The following is a 22,672-nucleotide window of genomic DNA, read 5'->3' as shown; positions in this document are numbered from 1 at the left end:
AGCAGGGAGATCTCATGCCGTTCCTCATCGCCTTCGTCGCGGTCGTCGGCGTCCTGTGCGCCGTCGACCTCGTCCTGTCCGTGGGCATCATCAGAAGGCTCCGTGAGCACTCGGCGGCGTTGGCCACGTTGCGGCCCGGGCCGGCGGTCATGGCCCCTGCCGGATCGGCCGTCGGGCCGTTCACCGCCGTGACCACGGGCGGGGAGACCGTCTCCGACGGCACCTTCTCCGAGACGACCACGCTCGTGGGCGTGTTCTCGCCGAGCTGCTCCGCCTGCGCCGAGCGCCTGCCGTCGTTCGTCAACGCGGCCAAGAACCACGCGGGCGGGAGGTCGTCGGTCCTCGCCGTACTGTCCGGCCGTGAGGAGGACGTCGCGGCGGAGCGGGCCGCGCTCGAACCCGTCGCCCGCGTGGTGATCGAAGGCCCCGGCGGCGCCCTCGCGAGGGCGCTGTCGGTGTCCGGGTTCCCCGCCTTCGCGCTGGTCGACGCCTCCCGCACGATCCTCGCGAGCGGCACCAGCATGGAGGGCCTGGGCGCGTGAGGGCGGTCTGGGCGGCCATACGGCTGGCCTGGGAGTCGGGCAGGGCGCGACTGACCGCCTACGGCGCGCTGACCGTCGCCGGCGCGGTGATCCCACCGGCCGTCGCCTGGCTGACCAAGGTCGTGGTCGACCTGGTCGCCCACGGAACGGCGACCCCGGCCTCGATCGCCTGGCTGGGCGCGGCCCTGGCCGCCTGCGGGATCGCGGCGGCCGTCGTCCCCCAGGCCTCCCTGTACCTGAAGGAGGAGATCGGCCGGAGAGTCGGGGTCATCGCGCAGGACCGCCTGTTCCTCGCCACCGAGCGGTTCGTCGGGCTGGCCAGGTTCGAGGAACCCGCCTTCCTCGACAGGCTCAGGCTCGCCCTGCAGTACGGCGGCGCCACGCCCGGCATGGTGGTCATGGCCGCCTTCGGGATCGTCAGGTCGGTGATGGCGGGCGTGAGCTTCCTCGGCGCGCTCGCCCTGATCAGCCCGTGGATGGCCGTCCTGGTGGCGGCGATCGCCGTGCCGAGCCTCGCGGCCGAGGTCTGGCTGTCCCGGCGCCGCGCGGCGATGCTGCTCGTGATAGGCCCGAACGAGCGCCGTGAAATCTTCTTCCAGGACCTCCTCCTGAGCGTCCAGGCGGCCAAGGAGATCCGGCTGTTCGGCCTCGCGGGCCACCTTCGCGGCCTGATGCGCGAGCAACGCGTGACGGCCAACGCCGAGCGCCGCAGCACGGACCGCCGGGAACTCGCCGTCCAGAGTGTCATGAGCGGCACGAGCGCCCTGCTGGCGGGAGCGGGTCTGCTCTGGACCCTGCTGGAGACGCTCGGCGGGGGCCGGACGGTGGGGGACGTCGCGCTGTTCGTCGCCGCCGTCGCCGGAGTCCAAGGGGCGATCGTCGGCCTCGTCGGGGAGATCGCGACGATGCACCGGCAGGCGCTGCTCTTCGGCCACTACCTGTCGGTGCTGACGGCCCCGCCGGACCTCCCCGTGCGGTCCGAGCCGGGATCGGTGCCCGCGCTGCGGCGGGGGATCGAGTTCCGCGACGTCTGGTTCCGATACTCGGCCGAGCATGAGTGGGCGCTGCGGGGCGTCTCGTTCACCATTCCGTACGGACACTCGGTCGGCCTCGTCGGCCGCAACGGCGCGGGCAAGAGCACGGTGGTCAAGCTGCTGTGCCGGATGTACGACCCGGAGCGGGGTGCGATCCTCTGGGACGGCGTCGACCTCAGGGATGTCGATCCCGCGCAGCTGCGGCGGCGGATCGGCTCGGTGTTCCAGGACTACATGACCTACGACATGAGCGCGGCCGAGAACATCGGCCTCGGCGATCTCGACGCGATGAGCGACCGGGAGCGGATCACCGAGGCGGCCGGCCGGGCGGGGGCCGACGGCTTCGTCGGCGCGCTGCCCCGCGGCTACGACACGCTGCTGTCGCGGATCTTCCTCGACGGCGGCGAGGCGGGCGTCCACTTGTCCGGCGGTCAGTGGCAGCGTCTCGCGCTGGCGCGCGCCTACCTCAGGGGCGGACGCGACCTGCTGATCCTGGACGAGCCCAGCTCGGGCCTGGACGCCGAGGCCGAACACGAGATCCACAGCGGGTTGCGGCGGCACCGGGCAGGGCGGACCAACCTGCTCATCTCACACCGTCTCGGCTCGATCCGGGAGGCCGACCTGATCGTGGTCCTGGACGAGGGACGGGTGGCCGAGCGCGGCTCGCACGCCGGCCTGATGCGCCTCGGCGGCCTGTACGCGGGCTTGTTCGCGATCCAGGCGGAGGGATACCAGGTCGGCTGACGCCGCGTTCTCAAGCCAGCCGTGCTCTCAGGCCAGCGTGCTCTCAGGCCAGCGTGCTCTCAGGCCAGCCGTGCTCTCAGGCCAGGGGCAGCGTGATCGTGAACAGGCAGCCGGGGCCCTCGTTGACCACGCCGATCTCGCCGTCGTGGGCCTCCACGATGCCCCGCGCGATCGCGAGGCCGAGCCCGGCGCCGCCGTCGGGGCCGGGCGTCCGCGCTGCCTCGCCGCGGAACGCGACGTCGAAGACCCGGGGAAGGTCCTCCTCCGGGATGCCGCCGCAGCCGTCCAGCACGGACAGGCGCGCGGTCGTCCCTTCCGCCACCGCCCGCACGACGACCGTGCCTCCGGCGGGCGTGTGGCGGATGGCGTTCACCACCAGGTTGCGTACGGCCCGGCCGAGTTGCCCGGCGTCCGCCTGCACCGGGACCCGCGGGTCCGCCCCGCCGGTCAGGTGCACGCCCTCGGCGCGGGCCAGCGGTTCGACGGCGGCGAGGGTGTCCGCGACGAGGTCGCCGAGTCCCGTGCGGGTGAGCGCGGGCCGCAGCGTGCCCGCGTGGATGCGCGACAGCTCGAACAGGTCCTCCACCATCCCGGCGAGCCGGTCGACCTCCACCCTGATCTGGACGTGGTAGCGCTTGACCGTCTCGGGGTCGTCGGCCACCCCGTCCTCCAGGGCCTCCACCATCGCCCGCATGCCCGCGAGGGGGGTGCGCAGGTCGTGGCTGACCCACGCGACCAGTTCGCGCCGCGCGCTCTCCAGCGCCCGCTCGCGTTCGCGGCCCAGCCGCAGCCGCTCGTACGCCTGCTCGAGCGCGGTGCTGATGGTCTGCAGTTCGGCGGGGAGCGGCGCGGGCGGCGGGGTGAACCGGCCGGAGGGCGGGACGCTCTCCAGCGCGCCGACGAGGCTCCTGCTGGCGCGCACCACCGTGCGGGCGTTCACCAGCGCGACGCCGAGGCCCACCAGGCCGCCGATGCCGACGACGGTGAGCACGATGTTCTTCGGCCGCCCGTCGATGATCATGGCGAGGGTGATGGCGACCACCCCGGCCAGCGTCGCGGAGACCGTCACGGCCGCGACGACCGCGAGCATCACGCCGATCGACCGGCGGCGCAGCACCCGCAGCAGCGCCAGGCCGAGGGCCGCGATGACGAGACCGAGCCCGGCGGCGACCCCGACGATCTGGACGATCATGACAGCGGCTCGTAACGGTAGCCGACGCCCCAGACCGTGACGATCCGGCGCGGGTCGGTGGGGTCGTCCTCGATCTTCTCCCGGAGCCTGCGCACGTGGACCGTCACCGTGGAGGAGTCGCCGAACGACCAGCCCCAGACCTGGTCGAGCAGGGCCGTGCGGCTGAACGCCTGGCGGGGATTGCGCAGCAGGTAGACGAGCAGGTCGAACTCGCGGGCGGTCAGGGTGATCTCCTTGCCGCCCAGGCGCACCTCATGGGCGCCGACGTCCACCACCAGGTCTGCGTCGCGCAGCACGCCGGTGCCCGTCGGCACCAGCGCGCCGCGGGCCCGCCGCAGCACGGACTGCACCCGCAGGGCCAGCTCGCGCGGGCTGAACGGCTTCGTCACGTAGTCGTCGGCGCCGGTCTCCAGGCCGACCACCCGGTCCATCTCCTCGCCGAGGGCGGTCAGCATGATCACCGGGACGGGCCAGCGCTCCCGCAGCTTGCGGCAGACCTGCAGGCCGTCGAGCTTGGGCAGCATCAGGTCGAGCACCATCAGGTCGGGCGGGTCGGCCAGGGCCCGCCGCAGCGCCTCGGCCCCGTCGCCCACGCACTCGACCTCGTGCCCGTCCCGCTCCAGGTAGCGGGCCACCACCTCGGCGACGGTGGGGTCGTCGTCCACCACGAGGACGCGGGCGGGATTCGGAGGAGTCTTCGAGGGCGGCACGCTCTCAACGGTAAGTCCGCCGGGCCACCGGGCCGAGCCCCGTCATCGTCTCGTAAGAACCGGCCGCTCGCGGCGCCGTCGCGCCGCGTATCCACATCAGGGAGACGAGACTCCTGCGGTGCGCAGGTCCACGATGCTCCGGCGCTCTCGCGGAGGAGGTGTTCCGTCGTCCCGGAGCGGCACGCCGATGGCCGTCATCGTGAGGATGCGCCAACCGGGCCTGACGCCGAGCAGGGTGTGCAGCCCTTCGAGATCGAAGGCGCGAAACTGCCTGCAGGACAGGCCCATCGCATGGGCCTGCACCGTCATGTGGGCCACCGCCTGGCCGAGGTCGTAGTCGGCGAACTCGGAGTAGAGCATGCCGCTGTCGTCCACTTCGTGATGGGCCAGGTTGACGACCAGCGCGCTGGCGGCAGGCGCCCATCGGCGCGAGCTGCCGGCGAGGTGTGCGACGAGGTGCTCGTGCCCGTCCTCTCCCCGGCGGCGCAGATGGAACGACCAGGGCTGCGCGTTGCCGGCGGACGGAGCCCATCGGGCCGCCTCCAGCAGGGTTTCGACGTCCGAGCCGGACAGCCGATGGTGCGGATCGAAGCGCAGAGGACTGAAACGCCCGTGGAGGGCCGGTGTGAGTTGTGGAACGTTCATGCCTCAGCCAGTGGACCGGGTCGTGTGCGCCGAGCAGCCGCGTCAAGATCGCCACGATCTGCAGGGATCATGTGGAGTCTACGGCGCACGCGGTGAGGACCGCCGGTGGGGCCGCCTGGGCCGGCAGCGGAGCCACGACCGTCTGTTGGCGAACTGCCGCCGAACACGATGATTCACGTGAAACCTCATGGATCGCGGGTATGCGAACCGATTCTGGATCAAGCTCGCGGTTGTCGGTGCCACCGCGTACCTTGGGGCCATGGCCCGTACCGTACTGACCGTACTGGGGATCCTCCTGGCCCTCTGGCTGGTGTTCGGATTCGTGATCCCCGCACTGTTCGCGACGCTGAAGTTCCTGCTCATCATCGGGATCATCGCCCTCGTCGCCGTCGTGGCGGTCACCGTCGTCGGGAAGATGTCCCGCTGACGTGAACGCTCTCCAGGCCACCATCGGATCGCTCGTCTGGCTGCTGGCCGTGTCGGCCGCCGGGTCTTCGGGCCCCGGCGCGCTGACCGCGGCCGGCCTGGCCGGCGCGGCCGTCCTGGTGTTCGCCTGGATGCTCTGCCGCCTGACCGGCGTCCCCGTTCTGCGCCAGGGGCCGGGCAGGCCGTCGTACACCGGTGAGACGGCGATGGTCAGGCTGCGCGATCCCGGCACGCCTGGCCGTCCTCGTCCCCGCGCACCATCTGGAAGCCCTGCGCTCGTCTGACCGGCCATCCGGTCACGAGCGCTTTCGTCATGCCCTCATCCATCGGCAGAAGGTCTCAGACGAAAGGCTTCCCATGTTCGACTTCGTGCTCGACCCCGCCTACCGGCTCATCGAAGCGCTCAGCCATGTCACCGGCGCCGGGCTCGCGATCGTCCTGGTCACCCTCGCCGTACGGCTGTCGCTGCTGCCGCTCAGCGTCCGCGTCGCGCGTGCCCAGCGGATCCGGACCCGGCTCGCTCCCCAGGTGGACCGGCTGCGCACGCGGTGGAAGAACGACCCGCAGCGGCTCCTGCGCGAGGTGAACGCGGTGTACGCCAAAGAGGGCGTCGGCCAGTTCACCGGCTACCTTCCGGCGTTCGCGCAGTCGCCGTTCTTCATGGTGACCTACCGGCTGTTCACGGCCGCCGTGATCGCGGGCCACCCCAACCTGCTGCTGGCGCAGAGCGTGCTCGGCGTGCCACTGGGGGAGCACCTCGCGGCCGCGGTCGCCGGGGCGGGCCTGGTCAGCCCGCCGGCTCTGGTCTTCGCCGGGCTGCTCGCGCTCCTCGTGGCCGTGGCCGTGATCACCGCCCGCAGGGTCGAGCCCACGGCGCCGATGCGGCGCCTCCAGCTCCTCGCGCCGTTCTGGACCGTGGCCGTGGCGGCCTTCCTCCCGCTCGCGGCGGGCGTCTACCTGCTCGTGAGCAGCGCCTGGACGACGGCCGAGCGGGCCGTGCTCTATCCGCGCACCGCGTGAGACCGGGGAGCTGGAATGCTGACGGCATGACCCGTGACCACGCGATCGTGACCTGGGCGGCCGGGGACACCGGCGGGGACGACCTGCGGGCGCTCCTCGCCGCCTACCACCTGCGCACCGAGGCCGAGAAGGGCGTGCCGGTGGCCGGCCCGGCGCATCTGCCCGAGCGCTACCGGGTGGAGGTCGAGGACCCGGGCGCGGCGTTCGCGGACGACGTCGTGCTGGTCGCGCGTCACGGGGACGCCGCGATCGGCTGCGTGGTGCTCGCGGCCCCCGTCGAGGGGCGGGCGGAGATCAAACGGCTGTGGGTCGACCCGGGCGAGCGCGGCAGGGGCGCGGCCGGCGCGCTCGTCCGGGCCGCGCTCACCCGGGCGCACGCGACCGGTCTGCGGTCGGTACGGCTGTCGGTGTGGCGCTGGCGGACGACGGCGATCGCCCTCTACGAGCGGCTCGGCTTCATCGTCACCGAGTCGTGGGACCCCCGCGGCGACCTGGTGTGCATGGAGCACGCCTTCGGCGGCGGAGGCGCGGCGTAGCGACAGGGGCGCGGCGTAGCGACAGGGGCGCGGCGTAGCGACAGAGGCGCAGCGCATGACGGCGGAGCGTGACGGCAGGGGCGGAGCCCGGCGGCAGGGGCGTTCAGCCGACCTCGCGCAGCACCGGGGTTTCGGACAGCTCGGGATGCCCGTTTTGGGCAGGCCATGAGGCGGAGACGACGGCCCAGACGGTGGTCGCCTCCTCCTCGTGTCTGACCCCCCAGCGCTCGGCCAGATATTCGACGATGCCGAGCCCGCGGCCGCCGAGGGACGACAGCGTCGGGCGGCCGGCACGCGGTTCCGTATACGCGCCGCCGTCGCTCACCGCCACCTCGACCTGGGTGTCCGAGCAGAGCCAAGCCACTTTGAGCTGCCCGGACGGGAGAGGGTGGGCGTGGCGCAGCGCGTTGCTCAGCAGTTCGCTCATGATCAGAACGACGTCGTCGACGGCGGAGGCGAGCAGCCCCGCGTTCGAAAGATCGGCGCTGAGGCGCTGACGTGCGACGGCGACGCTCGACGGTGCGTACGGCAGCATCACGACGCTCGACGCACTCACCTCCCCGTTCCCCCCGTTCCTGCTGCACAAGCCAGTACGACCGAAATGCCCCGCTTACTCGGCCGGGAAACCGTGCCCCGGATCACAGCTTGTGCACATTGGACAATAGTTCAGTCCTTAAGTGGTGACGCCACGCTCCGATCTGTCCCGTCAGGACGAAGATCCTGCCGAGTTCAACACCAGGCGCATGCGGGTTCCGCCGCCGGATCGGGGCAGCGCGGCGACGTCCCCGCCCTGGGCGCGGGCGAGGTTGCGCACGATGTAGAGCCCGAGCCCGACCCCGCCGAACCTGCGCCGGTTGCCGCTGTCGGCCTGGACGAACCGCTCGAAGATCCGCTCCCGGTCGTCCGCCGCGATGCCCACTCCCTCGTCGTCCACCACCAGCACGACCCGGTCGTCCTCCGGCCATGCCTCGACTCGGATCAGCCCGCCGTCGGGGGAGTACTTGAACGCGTTCTCCAGCAGCTGGGCCAGAAGGATGTCGGTGGCCAGCGCGTCCCCGTAGACGAAGGGGAGATCGGGCGGGATGTCCACCTCCAGCCGGTGCCGGTCGGACAGGACCGGCAGCCCGAGCGTCGCCGCGTGCACCCGGGCGGCCAGGTCGAAGGGCTCGACCCTGACCTTCAGCTCCTCCGCGCCCGCCCGCGCGCCGAGCAGCAGGTGGTCCATGAGCTGCCCGAGCGAGCGGGCGCGCTCGGCGATCGTGTGGACCGCCGACCGCCGCTCCCCGTCGGACAGATGGTCCCAGCGCGAATCGAGCGTGCTGGCGAAGCCGTGCACGATCGTGATCGGCGTACGTAGCTCGTGGCTGGTGGTGGCGAGGAACAGGTCCTTGGCCTCCTCCAGCTCCTTGGCCCGGGTCACGTCGCGGAAGTCGACGACGGTCTCCCCCGTCTCCCGGATCTCCGCGCACAGCACGTCGAGCCATCGGCCGGACGGGAGCTGGAAGGTGAGCTTCTCCCCCGGCGCCGGCAGCGGGAACGGCGGTGGCCCCCCGATCACCCGGTCCGCCGGGTGGCCGGTCAGCTCGGCCGCCGCGGGGTTCCACCGCACGACCGCGCCCGCGCCGTCCAGCACCGCGATGCCGTCGGCACTGGCGTCGAAGACGGCACGCTCGTGGGCGCGCTGCCGCACCGCGTCCTGGTACGCCATCGCGTTGGCGACCGCGATGCCGGCGTGCCCGGCGAGCAGTTCGAGCAGTTCGAGCTCCAGATGGCTCGCCTTGCGCCGGGCGAACAACGCGTAGAGCGCTCCATAGGGACGCCCGCCCACGGCGGCGATGCCGACGGCGATCGTGTGCAGGCCGGGCAGGCGGGCCCAGATGAGGTCCTGGAAGCCCTCCGGGCCGGTCTCGAGCAGCACGGTCTTGCCGGTGCGCAGCAGCTTGGCGACCAGGCTGGTGTGCAGCCCTGCGGTGGCCCCGCGCAGCGTCTCGGGCAACTGGTGGACGCCGACCAGGCGCAGCCGCTCCCCCTCGATGGAGACGAAACCGCCGGCGTCGGCGCCGGTCAGCTCGGTCAGGCTCGCGGCGATGCGGTCGAGCACGACGGGCAGGTCGAGCTCGGCGTTGATGTCGCCGACCACGTCGGTCAGCCGCCGCACCAGGCGGGCACGCCGCACCATCCTGCCGTGCGCGGCGTCGTCGTCCTCCGCGGCGTGGTAGACGCTCACATATCCGAGCAGGGCACCGCCCGGTGAGTTCAACGCGCTCGTGTCCACCCGCAGGTCGAGCAGCCGCCCGTCGCGGTGGAGGCGCTTGGTGGTCAGCGACACCCGGCCGCCCGCGCGTACGCGTTCGAGCACGGCGTTGTGCTCGGCCATCAGCTCGTCGGGCACGATCGGGGCCCGCCTGCCCAGCAGATCGGACGCGGGCCAGCCGAACAGCCGCTCGGCCGCCGCGTTCCAGCTCAGCACGGCCAGGTCGCGGTCAAGCGCGACGATCGCGTCGGGGGAGCCGGCCAGGACCGCACGCGCGAGGCCCTCCTCGGCGTCGCCGAAGACCGTGTCATCGAAGGCCGCGTCACCGAAGGCCGCGACGTCCGGAACCCCGGCGTGCGCAGTCACGGCGTCGGGAACCCCGGCGTCCGCAGCCACGGTGTCCGGGACCGCGGGGGCGAGGTCCGCCGCCCGGCCGTCCACGCTGCTGTCACCCACGTCCCCATCGTGCCCGCTTTCACCTTTTGATCTTGGGGTTTTCCGTCACCTCGCGACCGCTCCGATACGCTGCCTGCACGCAGAGAAGAGAAAGTGGGGCGCCCATGTCCACCGAGGACCTCGAAGCCCTGCTCCGCGTGACCTCGCCGGGCTACGTCGGCGTGGCCCCGCCCGAGGTCGCCTTCGGCACCATGGACGCGCCGGTGGGCCGCCTGGTCCTCGCGGTGACCGCGCGCGGCGTGCTGGCCTGCACCTATGAGGACGAGCACGAGGTCTTCGCCCGGGTCTCCCGCGCCGTCGGCTCGTTCATCGGGCCCGACCCCCGCCGCCTCGACCCCCTGCGCAGGGAACTGGACGCGTACTTCACGGGCAGGCTGCGCACCTTCTCCCTTCCGGTGGACCTGCGCCTGGTCACCGGCTTCAGCCGTACGGTGATCCAGCTCATGCCGGCCGTGCCGTACGGCAGCGTCACCACCTACCAGGAGATCGCCGAGCGGATCGGGCGGCCGCAGGCGCCCCGCGCGGTGGCCAACGCCCTGGCCGGCAACCCGGTCTGCCTGCTCCTGCCGTGTCACCGGGCGGTGGAGGGCCCCGGCGCGCTCGGCGGGTACGCCGGCGGCCCGGGAGCCAAGGAGCACCTGCTCCGCCTGGAAGGCGCCCTCTGACCACCACCCCGGACTCCCCTCGGGCGCCGGCGCCCTCCGGGCGTCTTTAGAGATCACAAGTGCGCCTTTAGGCGCGCTCGCCAGGCTTCTTCGGTGTCGGCATACCGGCTTCGTCCCGCCGCGGCTCTCCGGCCGTGGGCGGGCTTCCCGGCATGCCGCCAATCCGAATGAAAGGTGGTGAGAAGCATGTCTGTTCGCATCGACGACCTCAACGGGGACGCCGAACTGCCGGAGGACTTCCTGGACGACGTCGTCGGCGGGTTGCCGCCGCTGATGGGCCCCGAATGCGCCTGGGTGTCCTCCTCCCTCGGTGGCGGGCGCAGCGACCCCATCGACGTCCGCATCTGACGGCCGGACCAGCACGGCGGCGTGGCCGGGCGCCCGGCCACGCCGCCTCCTCGACGGGAAACAGTACGTTGATCTTGATTCTCAGCGCCGCGGACGACGCCTCGGTGGAGATGGTCGTCCCGCGTCTGCGCGAACGCGGGGCGGAGTTCCTGTGGTGGGACCCGGGCGACTACCCGGCCGAGAGCCGGATCACCTCCCGGCTGACGGACGAGGGCTGGCGCCACAGCCTGCGCACCGGCGGCAGGACGTACGACACGTCCCTCTTCAGCGCCGTCTGGAACCGCCGGCCCTCTCCGTCGCGGGCGCCGGACTCGGTGACCGGCGACGACCATCGGCGATACGTCGAGAAGATCGCGCAGATCCTGCTGTACGGCTGGGAGGACACCCTCGACGCCCGGTGGTTCCCGGGCCGGACCATCGACGTCATCCGGCTGCAGAACAAGCTGCTCAACCTCGCCGCGGCGGCCCGGCTCGGCTTCACCACGCCGGAGACGCTCGTCACCAACGACCCCGAGGAGCTGATCCCGTTCTGGGAGGAGGCGGGGGGCGAGCTGATCGCCAAGCAGGTGGAGTACGTCCCCTTCCACGTCGGCGGCGAGGAGCACGTCTTCTACACCACGCCGGTCACCCGGCGGCACCTCACTCATCGGCACCGGCTCGGCGCCTCCCCCGTGATCCTCCAGCCGTACGTGGACAAGGCGATCGAGCTGCGGATCACGGTCGTGGGGGACCGGGTGTTCGCCGCCGAGATCCACTCCCAGGGCTCGCGGACGACCCGGTACGACTACCGCCACTACGAGCGCAGCTTCTCCGCGTACGGCGTCCACCGGCTGCCGGAGGACGTGGAGCGCCGTTGCCTGGCGCTGACCGCCTCGCTCGGCCTGCCGTACGGCTGCATCGACATGATCCTCACCCCCGGCGGGCGGTACGTGTACTTGGAGATCAACCCCACCGGCCAGTGGGGCTGGATCGAGTCGGCCACCGGCCTGCCCATCTCCGCGGCGATCGCCGACTGGCTCGTCGCCGCGGAACCCGCCCCCAGGCCCGAGGCCACGATGCCCGAGACCACGATGGAAACCGCATGACCGCACACATCGAGGAGACCTCCTTCGCCGGCGTCCTGGCCGAGGCGGTGGAACTGCTGCGGAGCCTGCCGCGTACGCGCGACGGCGTGGCGGCGGCCCGGCGCGCGGCCGAGCTCTGGCGGGCCGGCCACCCGGACGTGCGGGCCCAGCTCGTGACCGACGTACGGCCCGGCAGCCCGGTGGTGGACTACGACCTGGTGCTCGGTCATCCGGACGGTGGAACCGTGGCGCTGACCGCCCCCGCCGACGACGGCGTCCCCTGGACGGTGGACCACTCCACTCATTGGGCCTCGGGACGGGTCGTGACCGTCGACGGGCGTGAGCTGCTGATCCAGAACGCGCTGCTGACGCTGCGCGCCCGCGCCGATCGGGATCCGTCGATGCAGGAGGAGCTGGTCGACCACTGCGTCCTGGAGGACCTGATCGCGCGTGAGCCCGAGCCGACCCGGGAGGAGCTGCAGGAGGCGTCGGACGCCTACCGGCTGCGGCGCGGGCTGCGCACCCGTGAGCGGATGCTGCGCTGGCTCCGCGAGGTCGGGCTCACCCAGGAGGCCTACGACAACCACATCCACGGGCTCGCCCTGAAGCGGCGGGTGAGGGCGCGGATCGAGCGGGAGACCGCACGGGATTACCTGGAGCGCCATCCCGAGGAGTTCGACCAGGTCTGGGCGGTATGGGCCACGGGGAGCGCGGAGCGGCTGGCCGGCCTCGCCGCGTCCGGGGAACCGCTGGCGGCCCTCGGCACGGCCGTGCTGTCGAAGGGCGACCTCGACGTGACGGCGGCGGTCCGGGCCGCCCGCGAACTGCCGGAACCGCTCAGGGGCGCCGCGGCCGGCGAGGTCGTGGGGCCGGTGTCGTATCGCGCCGGGCACCTGTTCGGTGTGGTTCGCGACCGGCGGCCGGCGGACCTCGATGACCCGGCGACGCCGGCCGCCGCGGGACGGGCGGGTTTCGCCGCGTTCATGGCGGCCCGCCGCGCCGCGGCCGAGATCACCTGGCACTGGCTCTGAACGGCACGAGGCAACGCCGTCAACAGCACAGGCGACGCCGTGAGCGGCACGAGGCGACGCCGTGAGCGGCACGAGGCGACGCCGATGACCGCGTCGTCCCCCACGCCGGCACCGGATCCCGGCCCCACCCGGCCCGTCGTCGCGCCGGTCCTCCCCGCCCCTGGCCGGGAGCGCGGCGTCTTCCGGGAGGAGGCGCTGCGGCGGCACGCCGTACGCCGCCGGGAGCCGGGCGTGCCGGTCGTGCTCCGGGGGTCGTCGTTCCTGCTGTTGTGGATCACGGTGGCCGTGCTCGCGGTCGCCGGAGTGGTCGTGGCGGTGCTGGTCGCGGAGGCGGCCCGGTGAGGCGTGTCCCGGTGGTGCTGCAGAACACGCCCACCGAGTGCGGCGCCGCGTGCCTGGCCATGGTGCTGTCGCATCACGGCCACCGCGTCACGCTGACCGAGCTGTCGGAACGCCTCGGTGTCGGCCGTGACGGGCTGAGCGCCCGCGCGCTCCTGCAGGGCGCCCGTGAGCACGGTCTCAAGGCGCGCGGGTTCTCGCTCGATCCCGAGGACCTGGCCCGGGTGCCGCTTCCGGCCGTCGCGCACTGGGAGTTCAACCACTTCGTGGTGGTCGAGCGGTGGTCGCCCGACCGGGTGGACATCGTCGATCCCGGGCAGGGGCGGCGACGGCTGACCCAGGAGGAGTTCTCCGCCGCCTTCACCGGGGTGCTGCTGGTCTTCGAGCCGGGGGAGGGGTTCCGGCGCGGGTCGTCGTCGCTGGCCGGCGCGTGGCGGCGGGAGTTCGTGCGCACGCTGCTGCGGCGGCGGCGCGGACTGCTCGTGCAGGTCATCGCGGCCTCGCTGCTGCTGCAGGTGCTGGGCCTGGCCCTGCCGCTGCTGACCGAGCTGCTGCTCGACACGGTCATCCCGCGAGGCGCCTCGGCCCTGCTCCCGCTGCTCGGCGTGGGAGTGCTCACCCGGCGCGGCACCGGCGACCTGGTGACCCGGGCCACCAGCGTCACGACGCTGCGCGAGTTGCTCACCGGCCAGATCGTCACCGCGCTCCTCGACGGGCCGCTCGCCGTCGGCTACCTGGCGCTCGTCTATCTGCGCGACCCCGTCTTCGGAGCGGCGCTGACCGGCGTGGTCGCGCTGCAGTCGGCGCTGCTCGCGGTCATGTCCCGCCGCGTGCACCGGCTGGCTCAGCAGGAGCTCGCGGCGCTGTCGGCCTCGCAGAGCAGCCTCATCCAGACGATCAGCGGGATCGAGACGCTCAAGGCGTCGGGCGCGGAACGCAGGGCGATGGAGCAGTGGTCGTCCCACTTCGCCCGGCAGCTCGACGCGGATGTGCGCAGCGGGCTCACCCACGGCCTCCTGGAGGCCGCGCTGTCGGCGATCCGCGTGATCACCCCGCTCGGGCTGTTGTGGCTCGGCACCTGGCGGGTGCTGGACGGGCAGCTCAGCGCGGGCGCACTCATCGGGCTCAACGCCGTCGTGCTGGCCGCGCTCACCCCGCTCGCCTCGCTCATGGCCGGCCTGCAGAGCCTCCAGCAGGCGGGCGCGCGCTTCGACCGGCTGACCGACATCCTCGCCTCCACCCCCGAGCCGAGCCAGGGCATCGAGGTGCTCCGCCTGCGCGGCGCGATCGAGCTGCGCGATGTCGGCTTCCGGCACGACCCGCGCGGGCCGTGGACCGTGCGCGGCGTGTCGGTGACGATCCACCCGGGGCAGAAGGTCGCGCTGGTGGGAGCGTCCGGCTCGGGCAAGAGCACGCTGGCCCGGCTCCTGCTGGCGCTGCACGCCCCGGTCGAGGGCGAGATCCGCTACGACGGCGTCCCCGCCGCCGAGCTGAACCTGAGCACGCTGCGCCGCCAGTTCGGGGTGGTCACCCAGGATGTGGCCCTGTTCAACGGCTCCATCCGGGACAACATCGCGCTCAACGACCCCGACGCGCCGCTGGAGCGGATCACACAGGCCGCCGAGCTGGCGGCGCTGCACGACGAGATCACGGCCATGCCCATGGGATACGAGACCGTGCTGACCGACGGCGGCGGGCTGTCCGGCGGCCAGCGGCAGCGCCTGGCCCTGGCCCGCGCCGTGCTGGCCCGGCCCAAGGTGCCGCTGCTGGACGAGGCCACCAGCAACCTCGACAGCGCCACCGAAGCCGCCGTCGAGGCGAACCTCGCCCGGCTCCCCCAGACCCGGATCGTCATCGCCCACCGGCTGAGCACGGTCAGGGACGCCGACCTCATCCTCGTCCTCGACTCCGGACGCGTCGTGCAACGCGGCACCCACGACCAGCTGATGGCCCAGGGCGGCGCGTACGCCGCGCTCGTCGCGGCCGGCGCGCGCTCGCGGTAGCCCTCATCCGGCCCGGCGCGATCGACCGGCCGCGGCGACGGCGCGGTCCCGCCACCCGGTGAGACCCGCCCTGCCGGCGAGCCGCGCGAGCCTGGCGAGGTGGCGCGCCGCGGCGTCGTCGTCCCCCGTCGCCGAGGCGAGCATCGCCAGGAACCAGTCCACCGGCCCCAGGAAGGCGATGGCGGCTCCGACGGAGATCCGTCCCTCGTAGGGCAGGAGGGCGGAGTACGTGGCCGCGCAGGCGTGGACGTCGCCGACCGCCGCCTGCGCGGCCCCCTGAAGACAGGTCAGGGTCAGCCACGACCAGTCGCGCGGCGCCTGCCGCCACCCGCCGGCGGCCGGCTCGCGCGCCTCTTCCCTGCCGCCTCGCTCACCCCGCAGGAGCACGCGGAGCGCCTGGTCGGCACAAGGGCTGGCGCCGGCGATCGAGCCGATCAGGGGCTCCGCCTCGCCCATCGTCCCTTTGTCGTAGGCGAGGAGGATGCGACCCAGGGACACGACGGATCCCGCGTACCACATGCCGATGCGTCCGGCCTGCCGGTCGAGGTCGGCGTAGAGGGCCTCGGCGTCGTCATGGCGTCCGCAGAGCGTGAGCCGCCCCGCCCGCCACATCGTGTGCTGGAAGCGCGGCCAGGGCAGCGGCATGCGGGCCAGCATGGCGTCGCACCGGGCGGCCGCCTCGTCCGCTCCCGCGATGTCGAACACCTCCATGCGGCGGTAGGTCCACATCATCTGCGCGAGCAGCTCGAACTCGGGGGTCCGGGTCTTGTGGCCCAGGTCTTCGAGTTCCCCGGCGATCTCCCGCGCCTCCTCGGTGTAGATCGAGCTGGGGATCGACAGATAGCGGGCGTTCAGCGCACGCATCAGCAGGTGCGGATCGCCGAGCCCGCGGGCCGTCTCGACCGCCTGCGCCGAGTAGAGGTGGCAGCGCGGGTCGTCGGACCCGTCGTACAGCTCCTGGGCCAGACCGCCGAGCAGCCGCACCCGCTCGGGGCCGGCGGTCTCGGGCACGGCGTCCAGCGCGCGCTCGAACCGGTGCACGAGCTGGAGTTCGACCTCCTCGTACGGGTTGCGCAGGTTCCAGATCGAGGGCGCGTCCAGCGCGGTGAGCGCCCGGGCGCGCAGCACGGGCCCGTCGGGACCCGCCACCCGGTCGGCCGCCCGTATCGCCCGCGCCCGCACGCCTCTGGCGGCCAGGGCGTCGCCGGCGTCCAGCAGGGCGCGGGCCTGCCGCAGCAGCAGCTCGACGTGGTCGGCCGGGTCGCCGGCCGCGGCCCCGTGCGCCTCGACCGCACGGCCCCACCAGGTGGCCGCCTCCTCGTAGGCCAGGCGGAGACCCGACTGCTCGGCCATCGCGGCGGCCCAGTGCGCCGCCTCCGCGTACGCCACGGGCCCGGCGTGGATCGCGTGGTGGGCGATGACGGCGACGTCGGCGCCGGGCCGGTCGACCAGCGCGTTCATCACCTGCCGGTGGATGACGGCCCTGCGCAGCGGCGGGATCTCCCGCAGGAGGGTCTCCCGCACCAGGTCGTGGGCGAAACCCGTCCGGCGCCCGGCGACGACGACCAGGCCGGTCCGCACGGCCTGGTCCAGCAGGTCGTACACGGGCGCCGCCCACGCCTCGCCCACGACGCCGGGATCGAAGTCCCTGCCGATCACCGCGGCGATCTCGAGCACCTCGGCGACCCGCGGATCCAGCGCCGCCAGCCGCTGGCGGATCAGGCCGGCGACGGCGTCGGGCACCGTCTCCAGCGGGCGGCCCTGCGCGAGCAGCCGGGCCGTCTCGCGGACGAAGAACGGGTTGCCGCCGGTGCGCCGGGCCAGCAGGTGGACGGTCCGCTCGTCGACCTCCGCGCCCGCGGTCACGGCGATGGCCCGGATGGCCGGGGTTTCGAGGCCCCCGAGCCGGACGCGGAGCAGGTTGTATCGGGCGAACCTGGCGAGCAGGTCATCGAGCGGTCCGGCCCGGGCGGTGTCCCGAAACGCGGTCACCAGCGTGAGCGGGACATCCTCCGCCGCCTCGCCGGCGAGCGCCGTCACGTCGCGCAGCAGCCCCAGGGTCGCCGAGTCGGCCCACTGGAGGTCGTCCAGGACGACCACGATCGGCCGGTCCCGGGCGGCGGCGCAGAGCCAGTCGGCGACGGCCTGATGACGCCGCTGACGCGCGCCCTGTGCCGACCCCTGTGCCGATCCCTGTGCCGACTCCCGCGCCGGCCTCTGTGGTGGTTCCTGCGGGGCCTCCTCGCCGAGCAGCCCGGCCAGGGCCCCGGGGTCGGGAGCCGGATGAACGCGCTCCAGCGAGCGCAGAACCCGGATCCACGGCCGCAGCGGCAGTGCGCTGTCGAGATCGTGGCAGCCACCCCAGAGGGTCAGGTGTCCCCTCTCCGCGCACCGGTCCCTGAACGCCTTCAGCAGCCAGGTCTTGCCGATGCCCGGTTCCCCCGTCACCGCGATCGTGCTCACCCCGCCGCCGAGCATCGCCTCCATCTCCGCGAGCTGCCGGTCACGCCCGTGCGGCGAGCGCGCCTCCCCGGGAGCCGGCCGGGCGGACGCGGGTACGGCCGGCTCGCAGGAGGTGGGGGAATGCGGACCGGTGGGAGACGGGGCGGTGAGAGACGGGGCCTGGCGGAGGATGTCCTTCTCCAACGCCCGCAGCTGCGGGCCCGGATCGAGCCCGAGCTGATCGGCGATGAGGCTCCTGGCACGCCGCAAGGTGGCCAGCGCGTCCGCCTGGCGACCGGCCCGATAGTACGCGAGGGCCAGCAGCCACCACAGCCGTTCGCGCAGCGGATGCTCCCCGGCCTCCGCCTCCAGGTCCTGGATCACCGCCTCGGGCCGGCCCAGGTCGAGCCGTGCCTGTGCGCGGCGCTCGACGGCGACCAGCCGCAGCTCGTGGAGGCGGCTCACCTCGGTGGCGGCCCACAGCTCGCCCGCGAAGTCGGCGTACGGCAGGCCGCGCCAGAGCCCGAGCGCCTCGTCGAGCAGCGCGAGCGCCCGGGCGGGCGGCCGGCGCTCCGCGTCGGCGACGAGCTTGCCGAACCGCAGCGCGTCGACGTCCGAGGTGGCGAGCAGATACCCGGGGCGTTTCGCGACGAGGAGCCGGGGAGGGGTGCGCGGCGCCCGCTGCGGTTCGATCACACGACGCAGGTTCGAGACGTAGACGTGGATCGACTCGAGTGCGGTCGCCGGCGGCGTGCCGCGATAGAGGTCCTCGATCAACGTGTCCGTCGAGACGACCGCGCCCGCGGCGAGCACCAACCGGGCCAGGACGGCCCGTTGCCGCGGGCCTCCGACGCCGACCGGCGCCTCGCCGTCCCGGACTTCGAAAGGACCCAGAACCCGGAATTCCACTGCCCCCACGGCCTCCCTGCCGGTGAAGGCCGGCGCGGGCCTTCCCTGGGCGGCAGTCTCGAGGCGTCGTCTTGCAACTCACTTGCCTATGGGTGAGAGACCGGCCGGAGGGAGGAGCCGCGCGCCTCTAACGGCGCTCCCGCAGGCGGCGGGCCGGGAGAGACAGCGCCACGGTCGCCAGCCCGGCGACGAGGAACGCGGCGAGCGCCGCGTTCATCCAGGGCTGGTGGACGAACCCGAGGGCGAGGCGGACCTCGGTCCAGATCCCGTCCCACCAGCCGACGGTCGGGGTGGAGGTCACGATCCAGTACGCCGCGAACCCGAGGATCCACGGCACGATCATGAGCCAGCGGGAGGGGGCGTCCTCGGCCGTGTTCCACCGGGCGGCCCCGCCGAGCAGGAAGTAGTCCACCACGAGCACGGCGAACATCGGCACGAACACGGCCCCGATCACGCTCAGGAACGCGCCGTAGGAGTTCACGTCGGCGAACAGCGCGATCAGGGTCGTGAGCAGGCCGATCACGACCGAGATCGCCCGGCGGTCCCAGCGCGGCGCGAGGTTCTGGATCGACACGGTCGTCGAGTAGACGTTCGCGAACGACTGGTCGGCCTCGCGCAGCACCAGGATGCCGAAGAACACGACTCCGAGAGGGGCGGCCACGAACGGGTCCCACACCTTGTCGCCGTCGTTGCCGACCAGGGCGAGCGCGGCGATGCCGAGGGCCAGGCAGGCCACCTGGGCGATCGTGTATCCGACGACCACGCCGGTGAACGCCGCGCCGCTCGACCGCGAGTGCCTGGCGTAGTCCGCGGCCATCGGCACCCACGACACCGACAGCGCGATGACGTAGTCGACGGCGGGGGCGAAGGCGTCCCAGGAGCCGCCCCCCACGGACGGCCCCTGCCGGAACAGGGCGACCGACAGCCAGATCATCGCGATCACCACGCCCGCCGTGACGTACCGCCGCAGCAGCCGCAGCGCGCCGAGCGGCCGGATCGTCAGCGCGATCGTCAGCGCGCCCGCCGCGACCGCCCACACCGCGTACGGCACCGCCGTGCCGAACAGCGCCTGCGCGCCGTTGGCGATGACCCACAGCTCGAAGGCACCCCAGCCGAGCATCTGCACGATGTTCAGCACGGTCGGGATGTACGAGAGGCGGGCCCCGAACAGGCCGCGCAGCAGCACCATCGCGGGCCGCCCGGTGCGTACGCCGGGGATCGCGGCCAGGCCGACCATCGCCGTCCCGAGCAGGCTGCCGACGACGGCGGCGAGCACCGCCGCGGTGAAGGTCAGCGGCTTGCCGCCCAGCGGGTCGAGCAGGAACAGCGCCCCCGAGAAGCCGAGGAGGCTGACGCCGAGGTTGGCCCAGAAGGCGCCCTGGTCGAGCACGCCCAGGGTCCTCGGAGCCTCCTCGTCAAGAGTGAGCGGAACCTCCGCGTGCGCGTCGTCGACGACGGCAGAAGTCATCACACGCTCCCTACGCCGGCATTATCCGGACAGGTTCATGCGGTCGGCGGCACGATGTGGATCCGCCCTCTCAGCCCGGTCACGCCCGAGCTCCCGCGGGTATTGATGATGTCTTTGGGATTATGACACTTCTTTGACCGTTTTCCTACGCCGCCCCGGTCCCTACGCCACGTAGGGCGCCTCACCGGTCTCGCTCACCATCGGACGCCCCGCGGCGGCCCAGGAGCGCATGCCGCCGTCCACGTTCACGGCGTCCCTGCCGATGTGGTTGAGCCACATCGCGGCGTGCGCCGACCGGCCGCCGACCCGGCAGACCACGTACACCGGCCGGTCGTGCGGCACCTCGTCGACCCGCACCTGCAGTTCGCCGAGCGGGATGTGGACGGCGCCGGGAGCGTGGCCGGCCACCCACTCCTCGTTCTCGCGGACGTCCAGCAGGTACGCGTCCTCGGGCAGTGCCTCGGGGGCGATTTCCGGCAATGTCATGCGCCCATTCTGACGGCACACCGCCGATGCCCGGGCCCATGCGGCGAGCTGTGACCCACGGTGGTCCGCGGCCCGGTTCGTCGCCGATCTCGACGCGCTCGACGCGCTCGACGCGCGGCGCCGGCCGGCGAGCTCCACGGGGTGCTCCTTCGCGGGCCTACTTCAGCAGGCGGGACAGCCGGCGGTCGGCCAGCGGCTTGCCGCCGGTCTGGCAGGTCGGGCAGTACTGCAACGAGGAGTCGGCGAACGACACCTCCCTGATCGTGTCGCCGCACACCTCGCACGCCTCGCCCGTACGGCCGTGCACGCGCAGACCCGACTTCTTCTCCGACTTGAGGTCCTTGGCGGCCAGCCCCCTGGCCCGCCCGACCGCGTCCCGCAGCGTGCTCACGATCGCGTCGTGCAGGTCGGCGACCTGGCCGTCCGTCAGCGTTCCGGCGATCTTGAAGGGGGACATCTTCGCGACGTGCAGCACCTCGTCGGAGTAGGCGTTGCCGATGCCCGCGATCACCTTCTGGTCCCGCAGCAGGCCCTTGATCTGCGCGCGGCTCCCGCCCACGATCGTCTTGAGCAGGTCCGGCGTGAAGTCCTCGGCCAGCGGGTCGGGCCCGAGCCCGGCGATGCCGGGAACGTCCTCCGGATCGCGCACCACGTAGACGGCCAGGCGCTTCTGCGTGCCCGCCTCGGTCAGCTCGAACCCGGGGGCGCGGCCGTCCTCGCCCGGCGACAGCCTCACCCGGACCGCGAGCGGGCCCTTGCCCGGCCGCACCGGTTTCGCCCCGGTGAGGTCGTCACGCCAGCGCAGCCAGCCGCCGCGGGCCAGATGAGTGACGAAGTGCAGGCCGTCGCAGTCGACGTCGAGGAACTTGCCGTGCCGCGCCACGCCGGTGACGAGCAGCCCGGCGAGCGCGGTGACGGGAGGGTCGACGGTCTTGAGCGCCTGGAAGGCGGTTACGTCGACCCCGATGACGGCATGGCCGACGGCGTGCTCGCGGAGGAACTCGGCGAGCGCCTCGACCTCGGGCAGCTCCGGCATGCCCTCACACTAGCTCCGCCGGTCAGGGGACGTCCCAGAACGCGAGCTCGTGCTCCATGCCCCGGACGAACAGCTCCCGGGCACGCGCCGGGTCCGGAGCCGCCTCGTCGATCATCACGGCGATGCGCGCGGCGAGCGCGGCGAACCCGGGGTCGGCGTAGGTGTCCACCCAGGCCCGATAGCGCGGCTCGGCGGGCGGGTCGGCGGCCAGGATCCGGCCGAGCGTCGAGTAGCCCCACATGCAGGGGTAGAGAGCCGCCAGCCCCTCGCCGTAGTCCGCCGCCGACTCCAGCAGGAACGAGGTGTACGCCGCGCAGGCCGGCCCCTTCACCGCGCCGTCGAGGTCGGCGCCGAAGCCGGCCGCCAGCGACCGGTGCAGGTCGAGCTCGTCGTGCCACGTCGCGTGCGCCAGGTCGACCAGGTCGCCGAGGTGGGCGTCCGGAGCCTGCCAGGCCAGCCGCGAGAACACCCGGACGTAGTCGAGCAGGAACAGGTAGTCCTGCTCCAGCCACGACCGGAAGACCGCCTCGGGCAGGTCGCCCGCCGCGATGCCGCGTACGGTCGGGTGCGCGAGCTGGGCGTCCAGCATCGGCCGCCCGATGGCGTGCAGGTCCGTAGAGATTCCCATAAGGGCTCATTGTGGCCGTAACCCGCGAGTTAGGCTCGTCTCCGTGACGCTGACGATCGCCGAGGAAGTGCTGCTGCTGGCCTACCGGGAGGACACCGGCAAGCCGATCATCGGCTCGGTGGAGCTCGACTGCGCCCTGGCCGGGGCCCTGCTCGCGGAGCTGGCCGTACGCCGCCGGGTGGACCTCGACGGCGCGAAGGTCGTGCCCGTCGATCCCACCCCGGTGGGCGAGGAGGAGCTGGACGCGACGCTCACCCGCATCGCCGAGGAGCGCGGGCCGCGCAAGGCCGACTGGTGGGTGGGCAAACTCCGCGCGGGCAGGGTGCGCAAGCGGCTGCTGACCCGCCTCGCCGCCCGGGGCGTGCTGAGCGAGCAGATGGGCAAGATCTTGGGAATCTTCCCCACCACGCGCTATCCGGAGCTCGACCCGAGCCACGAGCAGGGCGTGCGGGAGCGCGTCCTGAACGTGCTGGCCGGAGCCGAGCCGGACGAGCGGACGGCGGTCCTGATCGCGGTCATGCACGCCGCCAAGCTCGACCGCAAGGCGTTCCCCGACGCGCCGAAGGGCCGGATCAAGGAGATCGCCGAGGGCCAGTGGACCGCTGCGGCGGTCCGCAAGACGATCGCCTCGATCCACGCCGCCGTGGCCGCCGCCACCACCGCCGCGACGGTCGCCGCCACCGCCGGGAGCTGA

The 22,672-nt window shown here is 73.0% G+C and carries 23 protein-coding genes and 1 riboswitch; of the genes, 13 read left to right on the top strand and 10 right to left on the bottom strand.

What is annotated here, in order from left to right:
* Positions 1-14: 14 nt before the first annotated feature.
* Both ABZ860_RS00480 and ABZ860_RS00475 read left to right on the top strand, forming a co-directional pair.
* Positions 15-542: a TlpA disulfide reductase family protein gene (locus ABZ860_RS00480; protein ID WP_357212960.1), complete on the top strand. Its 528-nt coding sequence runs from the start codon at positions 15-17 to the stop codon at positions 540-542.
* On the top strand, positions 539-2,320 hold the full coding sequence (locus tag ABZ860_RS00475; RefSeq protein ID WP_357212958.1) for an ABC transporter ATP-binding protein: 1,782 nt from the start codon (positions 539-541) through the stop codon (positions 2,318-2,320). Before ABZ860_RS00480 ends, ABZ860_RS00475 begins: the two co-directional genes overlap by 4 nt.
* A 76-nt stretch (positions 2,321-2,396) precedes the next feature.
* Here the strand turns inward: ABZ860_RS00475 and ABZ860_RS00470 are convergent, their stop codons facing one another.
* The 3 genes from ABZ860_RS00470 to ABZ860_RS00460 all read right to left on the bottom strand — a co-directional run bounded on the left by ABZ860_RS00470 (position 2,397) and on the right by ABZ860_RS00460 (position 4,867).
* Complete coding sequence (locus tag ABZ860_RS00470; RefSeq protein WP_357212955.1) at positions 2,397-3,512, bottom strand: ATP-binding protein; 1,116 nt, start codon at positions 3,510-3,512, stop codon at positions 2,397-2,399.
* The gene (locus ABZ860_RS00465) at positions 3,509-4,222 is read right to left on the bottom strand and encodes a response regulator transcription factor (RefSeq protein ID WP_357212952.1); all 714 of its coding nucleotides are present in this window, start codon (positions 4,220-4,222) and stop codon (positions 3,509-3,511) included. Before ABZ860_RS00465 ends, ABZ860_RS00470 begins: the two co-directional genes overlap by 4 nt.
* 96 nt (positions 4,223-4,318) lie before the next feature.
* A complete protein-coding gene (locus tag ABZ860_RS00460; protein ID WP_357212949.1) occupies positions 4,319-4,867 on the bottom strand; it encodes a nitroreductase family protein in 549 nt (182 codons plus the stop codon).
* Positions 4,868-5,126: 259 nt separating this feature from the next.
* Between ABZ860_RS00460 and ABZ860_RS00455 the strand changes: the two genes are divergently transcribed.
* The 4 genes from ABZ860_RS00455 (at position 5,127) to ABZ860_RS00440 (ending at position 6,849) form a co-directional block, all read left to right on the top strand.
* Positions 5,127-5,294: a hypothetical protein gene (locus ABZ860_RS00455; RefSeq protein WP_357212947.1), complete on the top strand. Its 168-nt coding sequence runs from the start codon at positions 5,127-5,129 to the stop codon at positions 5,292-5,294.
* Between the two features lies 1 nt (position 5,295).
* Positions 5,296-5,577: a DUF6412 domain-containing protein gene (locus ABZ860_RS00450; RefSeq protein ID WP_357212944.1), complete on the top strand. Its 282-nt coding sequence runs from the start codon at positions 5,296-5,298 to the stop codon at positions 5,575-5,577.
* A gap of 73 nt (positions 5,578-5,650) precedes the next feature.
* The gene (gene yidC, locus ABZ860_RS00445; protein ID WP_357212942.1) at positions 5,651-6,313 is read left to right on the top strand and encodes a membrane protein insertase YidC; all 663 of its coding nucleotides are present in this window, start codon (positions 5,651-5,653) and stop codon (positions 6,311-6,313) included.
* A gap of 26 nt (positions 6,314-6,339) precedes the next feature.
* Entirely contained in the window at positions 6,340-6,849 is a 510-nt protein-coding gene (locus ABZ860_RS00440) for a GNAT family N-acetyltransferase (protein WP_357212940.1), read from the top strand.
* 103 nt (positions 6,850-6,952) lie between these two features.
* Here ABZ860_RS00440 and ABZ860_RS00435 read toward each other — a convergent pair whose 3' ends face one another.
* Together ABZ860_RS00435 and ABZ860_RS00430 are read right to left on the bottom strand one after the other, a co-directional pair.
* A complete protein-coding gene (locus ABZ860_RS00435; RefSeq protein ID WP_357212937.1) occupies positions 6,953-7,405 on the bottom strand; it encodes an ATP-binding protein in 453 nt (150 codons plus the stop codon).
* A gap of 150 nt (positions 7,406-7,555) precedes the next feature.
* Positions 7,556-9,559, bottom strand: a complete 2,004-nt coding sequence (locus ABZ860_RS00430; RefSeq protein ID WP_357212934.1) for a PAS domain-containing sensor histidine kinase — start codon at positions 9,557-9,559, stop codon at positions 7,556-7,558.
* Positions 9,560-9,663: 104 nt separating this feature from the next.
* On the opposite strand from ABZ860_RS00430, the gene ABZ860_RS00425 reads away from it, so the two are divergent.
* The 6 genes from ABZ860_RS00425 to ABZ860_RS00400 all read left to right on the top strand — a co-directional run bounded on the left by ABZ860_RS00425 (position 9,664) and on the right by ABZ860_RS00400 (position 15,009).
* Complete coding sequence (locus ABZ860_RS00425; protein ID WP_357212931.1) at positions 9,664-10,224, top strand: methylated-DNA--[protein]-cysteine S-methyltransferase; 561 nt, start codon at positions 9,664-9,666, stop codon at positions 10,222-10,224.
* Between the two features lie 186 nt (positions 10,225-10,410).
* Complete coding sequence (locus ABZ860_RS00420) at positions 10,411-10,572, top strand: hypothetical protein (RefSeq protein WP_357212928.1); 162 nt, start codon at positions 10,411-10,413, stop codon at positions 10,570-10,572.
* Between the two features lie 68 nt (positions 10,573-10,640).
* Entirely contained in the window at positions 10,641-11,657 is a 1,017-nt protein-coding gene (locus tag ABZ860_RS00415; RefSeq protein ID WP_357212925.1) for an MvdC/MvdD family ATP grasp protein, read from the top strand.
* The gene (locus ABZ860_RS00410; RefSeq protein WP_357212922.1) at positions 11,654-12,667 is read left to right on the top strand and encodes a TIGR04500 family putative peptide maturation system protein; all 1,014 of its coding nucleotides are present in this window, start codon (positions 11,654-11,656) and stop codon (positions 12,665-12,667) included. The genes ABZ860_RS00415 and ABZ860_RS00410 overlap by 4 nt, the downstream gene beginning before the upstream one ends.
* A gap of 39 nt (positions 12,668-12,706) precedes the next feature.
* Positions 12,707-13,009 (top strand): hypothetical protein, encoded by a 303-nt coding sequence (locus ABZ860_RS00405; RefSeq protein WP_357212920.1) that lies wholly within the window; start codon positions 12,707-12,709, stop codon positions 13,007-13,009.
* Positions 13,006-15,009 carry a peptidase domain-containing ABC transporter gene (locus ABZ860_RS00400; RefSeq protein ID WP_357212917.1) on the top strand — a complete coding sequence of 668 codons (2,004 nt, stop codon included), beginning with the start codon at positions 13,006-13,008 and terminating at the stop codon, positions 15,007-15,009. Before ABZ860_RS00405 ends, ABZ860_RS00400 begins: the two co-directional genes overlap by 4 nt.
* Positions 15,010-15,012: 3 nt before the next feature.
* On the opposite strand, the gene ABZ860_RS00395 is transcribed toward ABZ860_RS00400, so the two are convergent.
* The 5 genes from ABZ860_RS00395 to ABZ860_RS00375 all read right to left on the bottom strand — a co-directional run bounded on the left by ABZ860_RS00395 (position 15,013) and on the right by ABZ860_RS00375 (position 21,978).
* On the bottom strand, positions 15,013-18,369 hold the full coding sequence (locus ABZ860_RS00395; RefSeq protein WP_357212915.1) for a BTAD domain-containing putative transcriptional regulator: 3,357 nt from the start codon (positions 18,367-18,369) through the stop codon (positions 15,013-15,015).
* 118 nt (positions 18,370-18,487) lie between these two features.
* Positions 18,488-19,828 (bottom strand): cytosine permease, encoded by a 1,341-nt coding sequence (locus ABZ860_RS00390; protein WP_357212912.1) that lies wholly within the window; start codon positions 19,826-19,828, stop codon positions 18,488-18,490.
* Positions 19,819-19,935, bottom strand: a riboswitch (TPP riboswitch). (Overlaps the previous gene by 10 nt.)
* A 55-nt stretch (positions 19,936-19,990) precedes the next feature.
* Positions 19,991-20,314, bottom strand: a complete 324-nt coding sequence (locus tag ABZ860_RS00385; protein ID WP_357212909.1) for a rhodanese-like domain-containing protein — start codon at positions 20,312-20,314, stop codon at positions 19,991-19,993.
* A gap of 157 nt (positions 20,315-20,471) precedes the next feature.
* The gene (locus tag ABZ860_RS00380) at positions 20,472-21,350 is read right to left on the bottom strand and encodes an Fpg/Nei family DNA glycosylase (protein ID WP_204051266.1); all 879 of its coding nucleotides are present in this window, start codon (positions 21,348-21,350) and stop codon (positions 20,472-20,474) included.
* 22 nt (positions 21,351-21,372) lie between these two features.
* Positions 21,373-21,978 carry a TenA family protein gene (locus tag ABZ860_RS00375; protein ID WP_357212906.1) on the bottom strand — a complete coding sequence of 202 codons (606 nt, stop codon included), beginning with the start codon at positions 21,976-21,978 and terminating at the stop codon, positions 21,373-21,375.
* Positions 21,979-22,021: 43 nt separating this feature from the next.
* Between ABZ860_RS00375 and ABZ860_RS00370 the strand changes: the two genes are divergently transcribed.
* A complete protein-coding gene (locus tag ABZ860_RS00370; protein ID WP_357212903.1) occupies positions 22,022-22,672 on the top strand; it encodes a GPP34 family phosphoprotein in 651 nt (216 codons plus the stop codon).

The sequence above is a fragment of the Microbispora sp. NPDC046973 genome (assembly GCF_040644495.1).
Taxonomy (GTDB): domain Bacteria; phylum Actinomycetota; class Actinomycetes; order Streptosporangiales; family Streptosporangiaceae; genus Microbispora.
The sequence above is the reverse complement of the archived record's forward strand: the minus strand, read 5'-3'. Positions and strand labels throughout refer to the sequence as shown.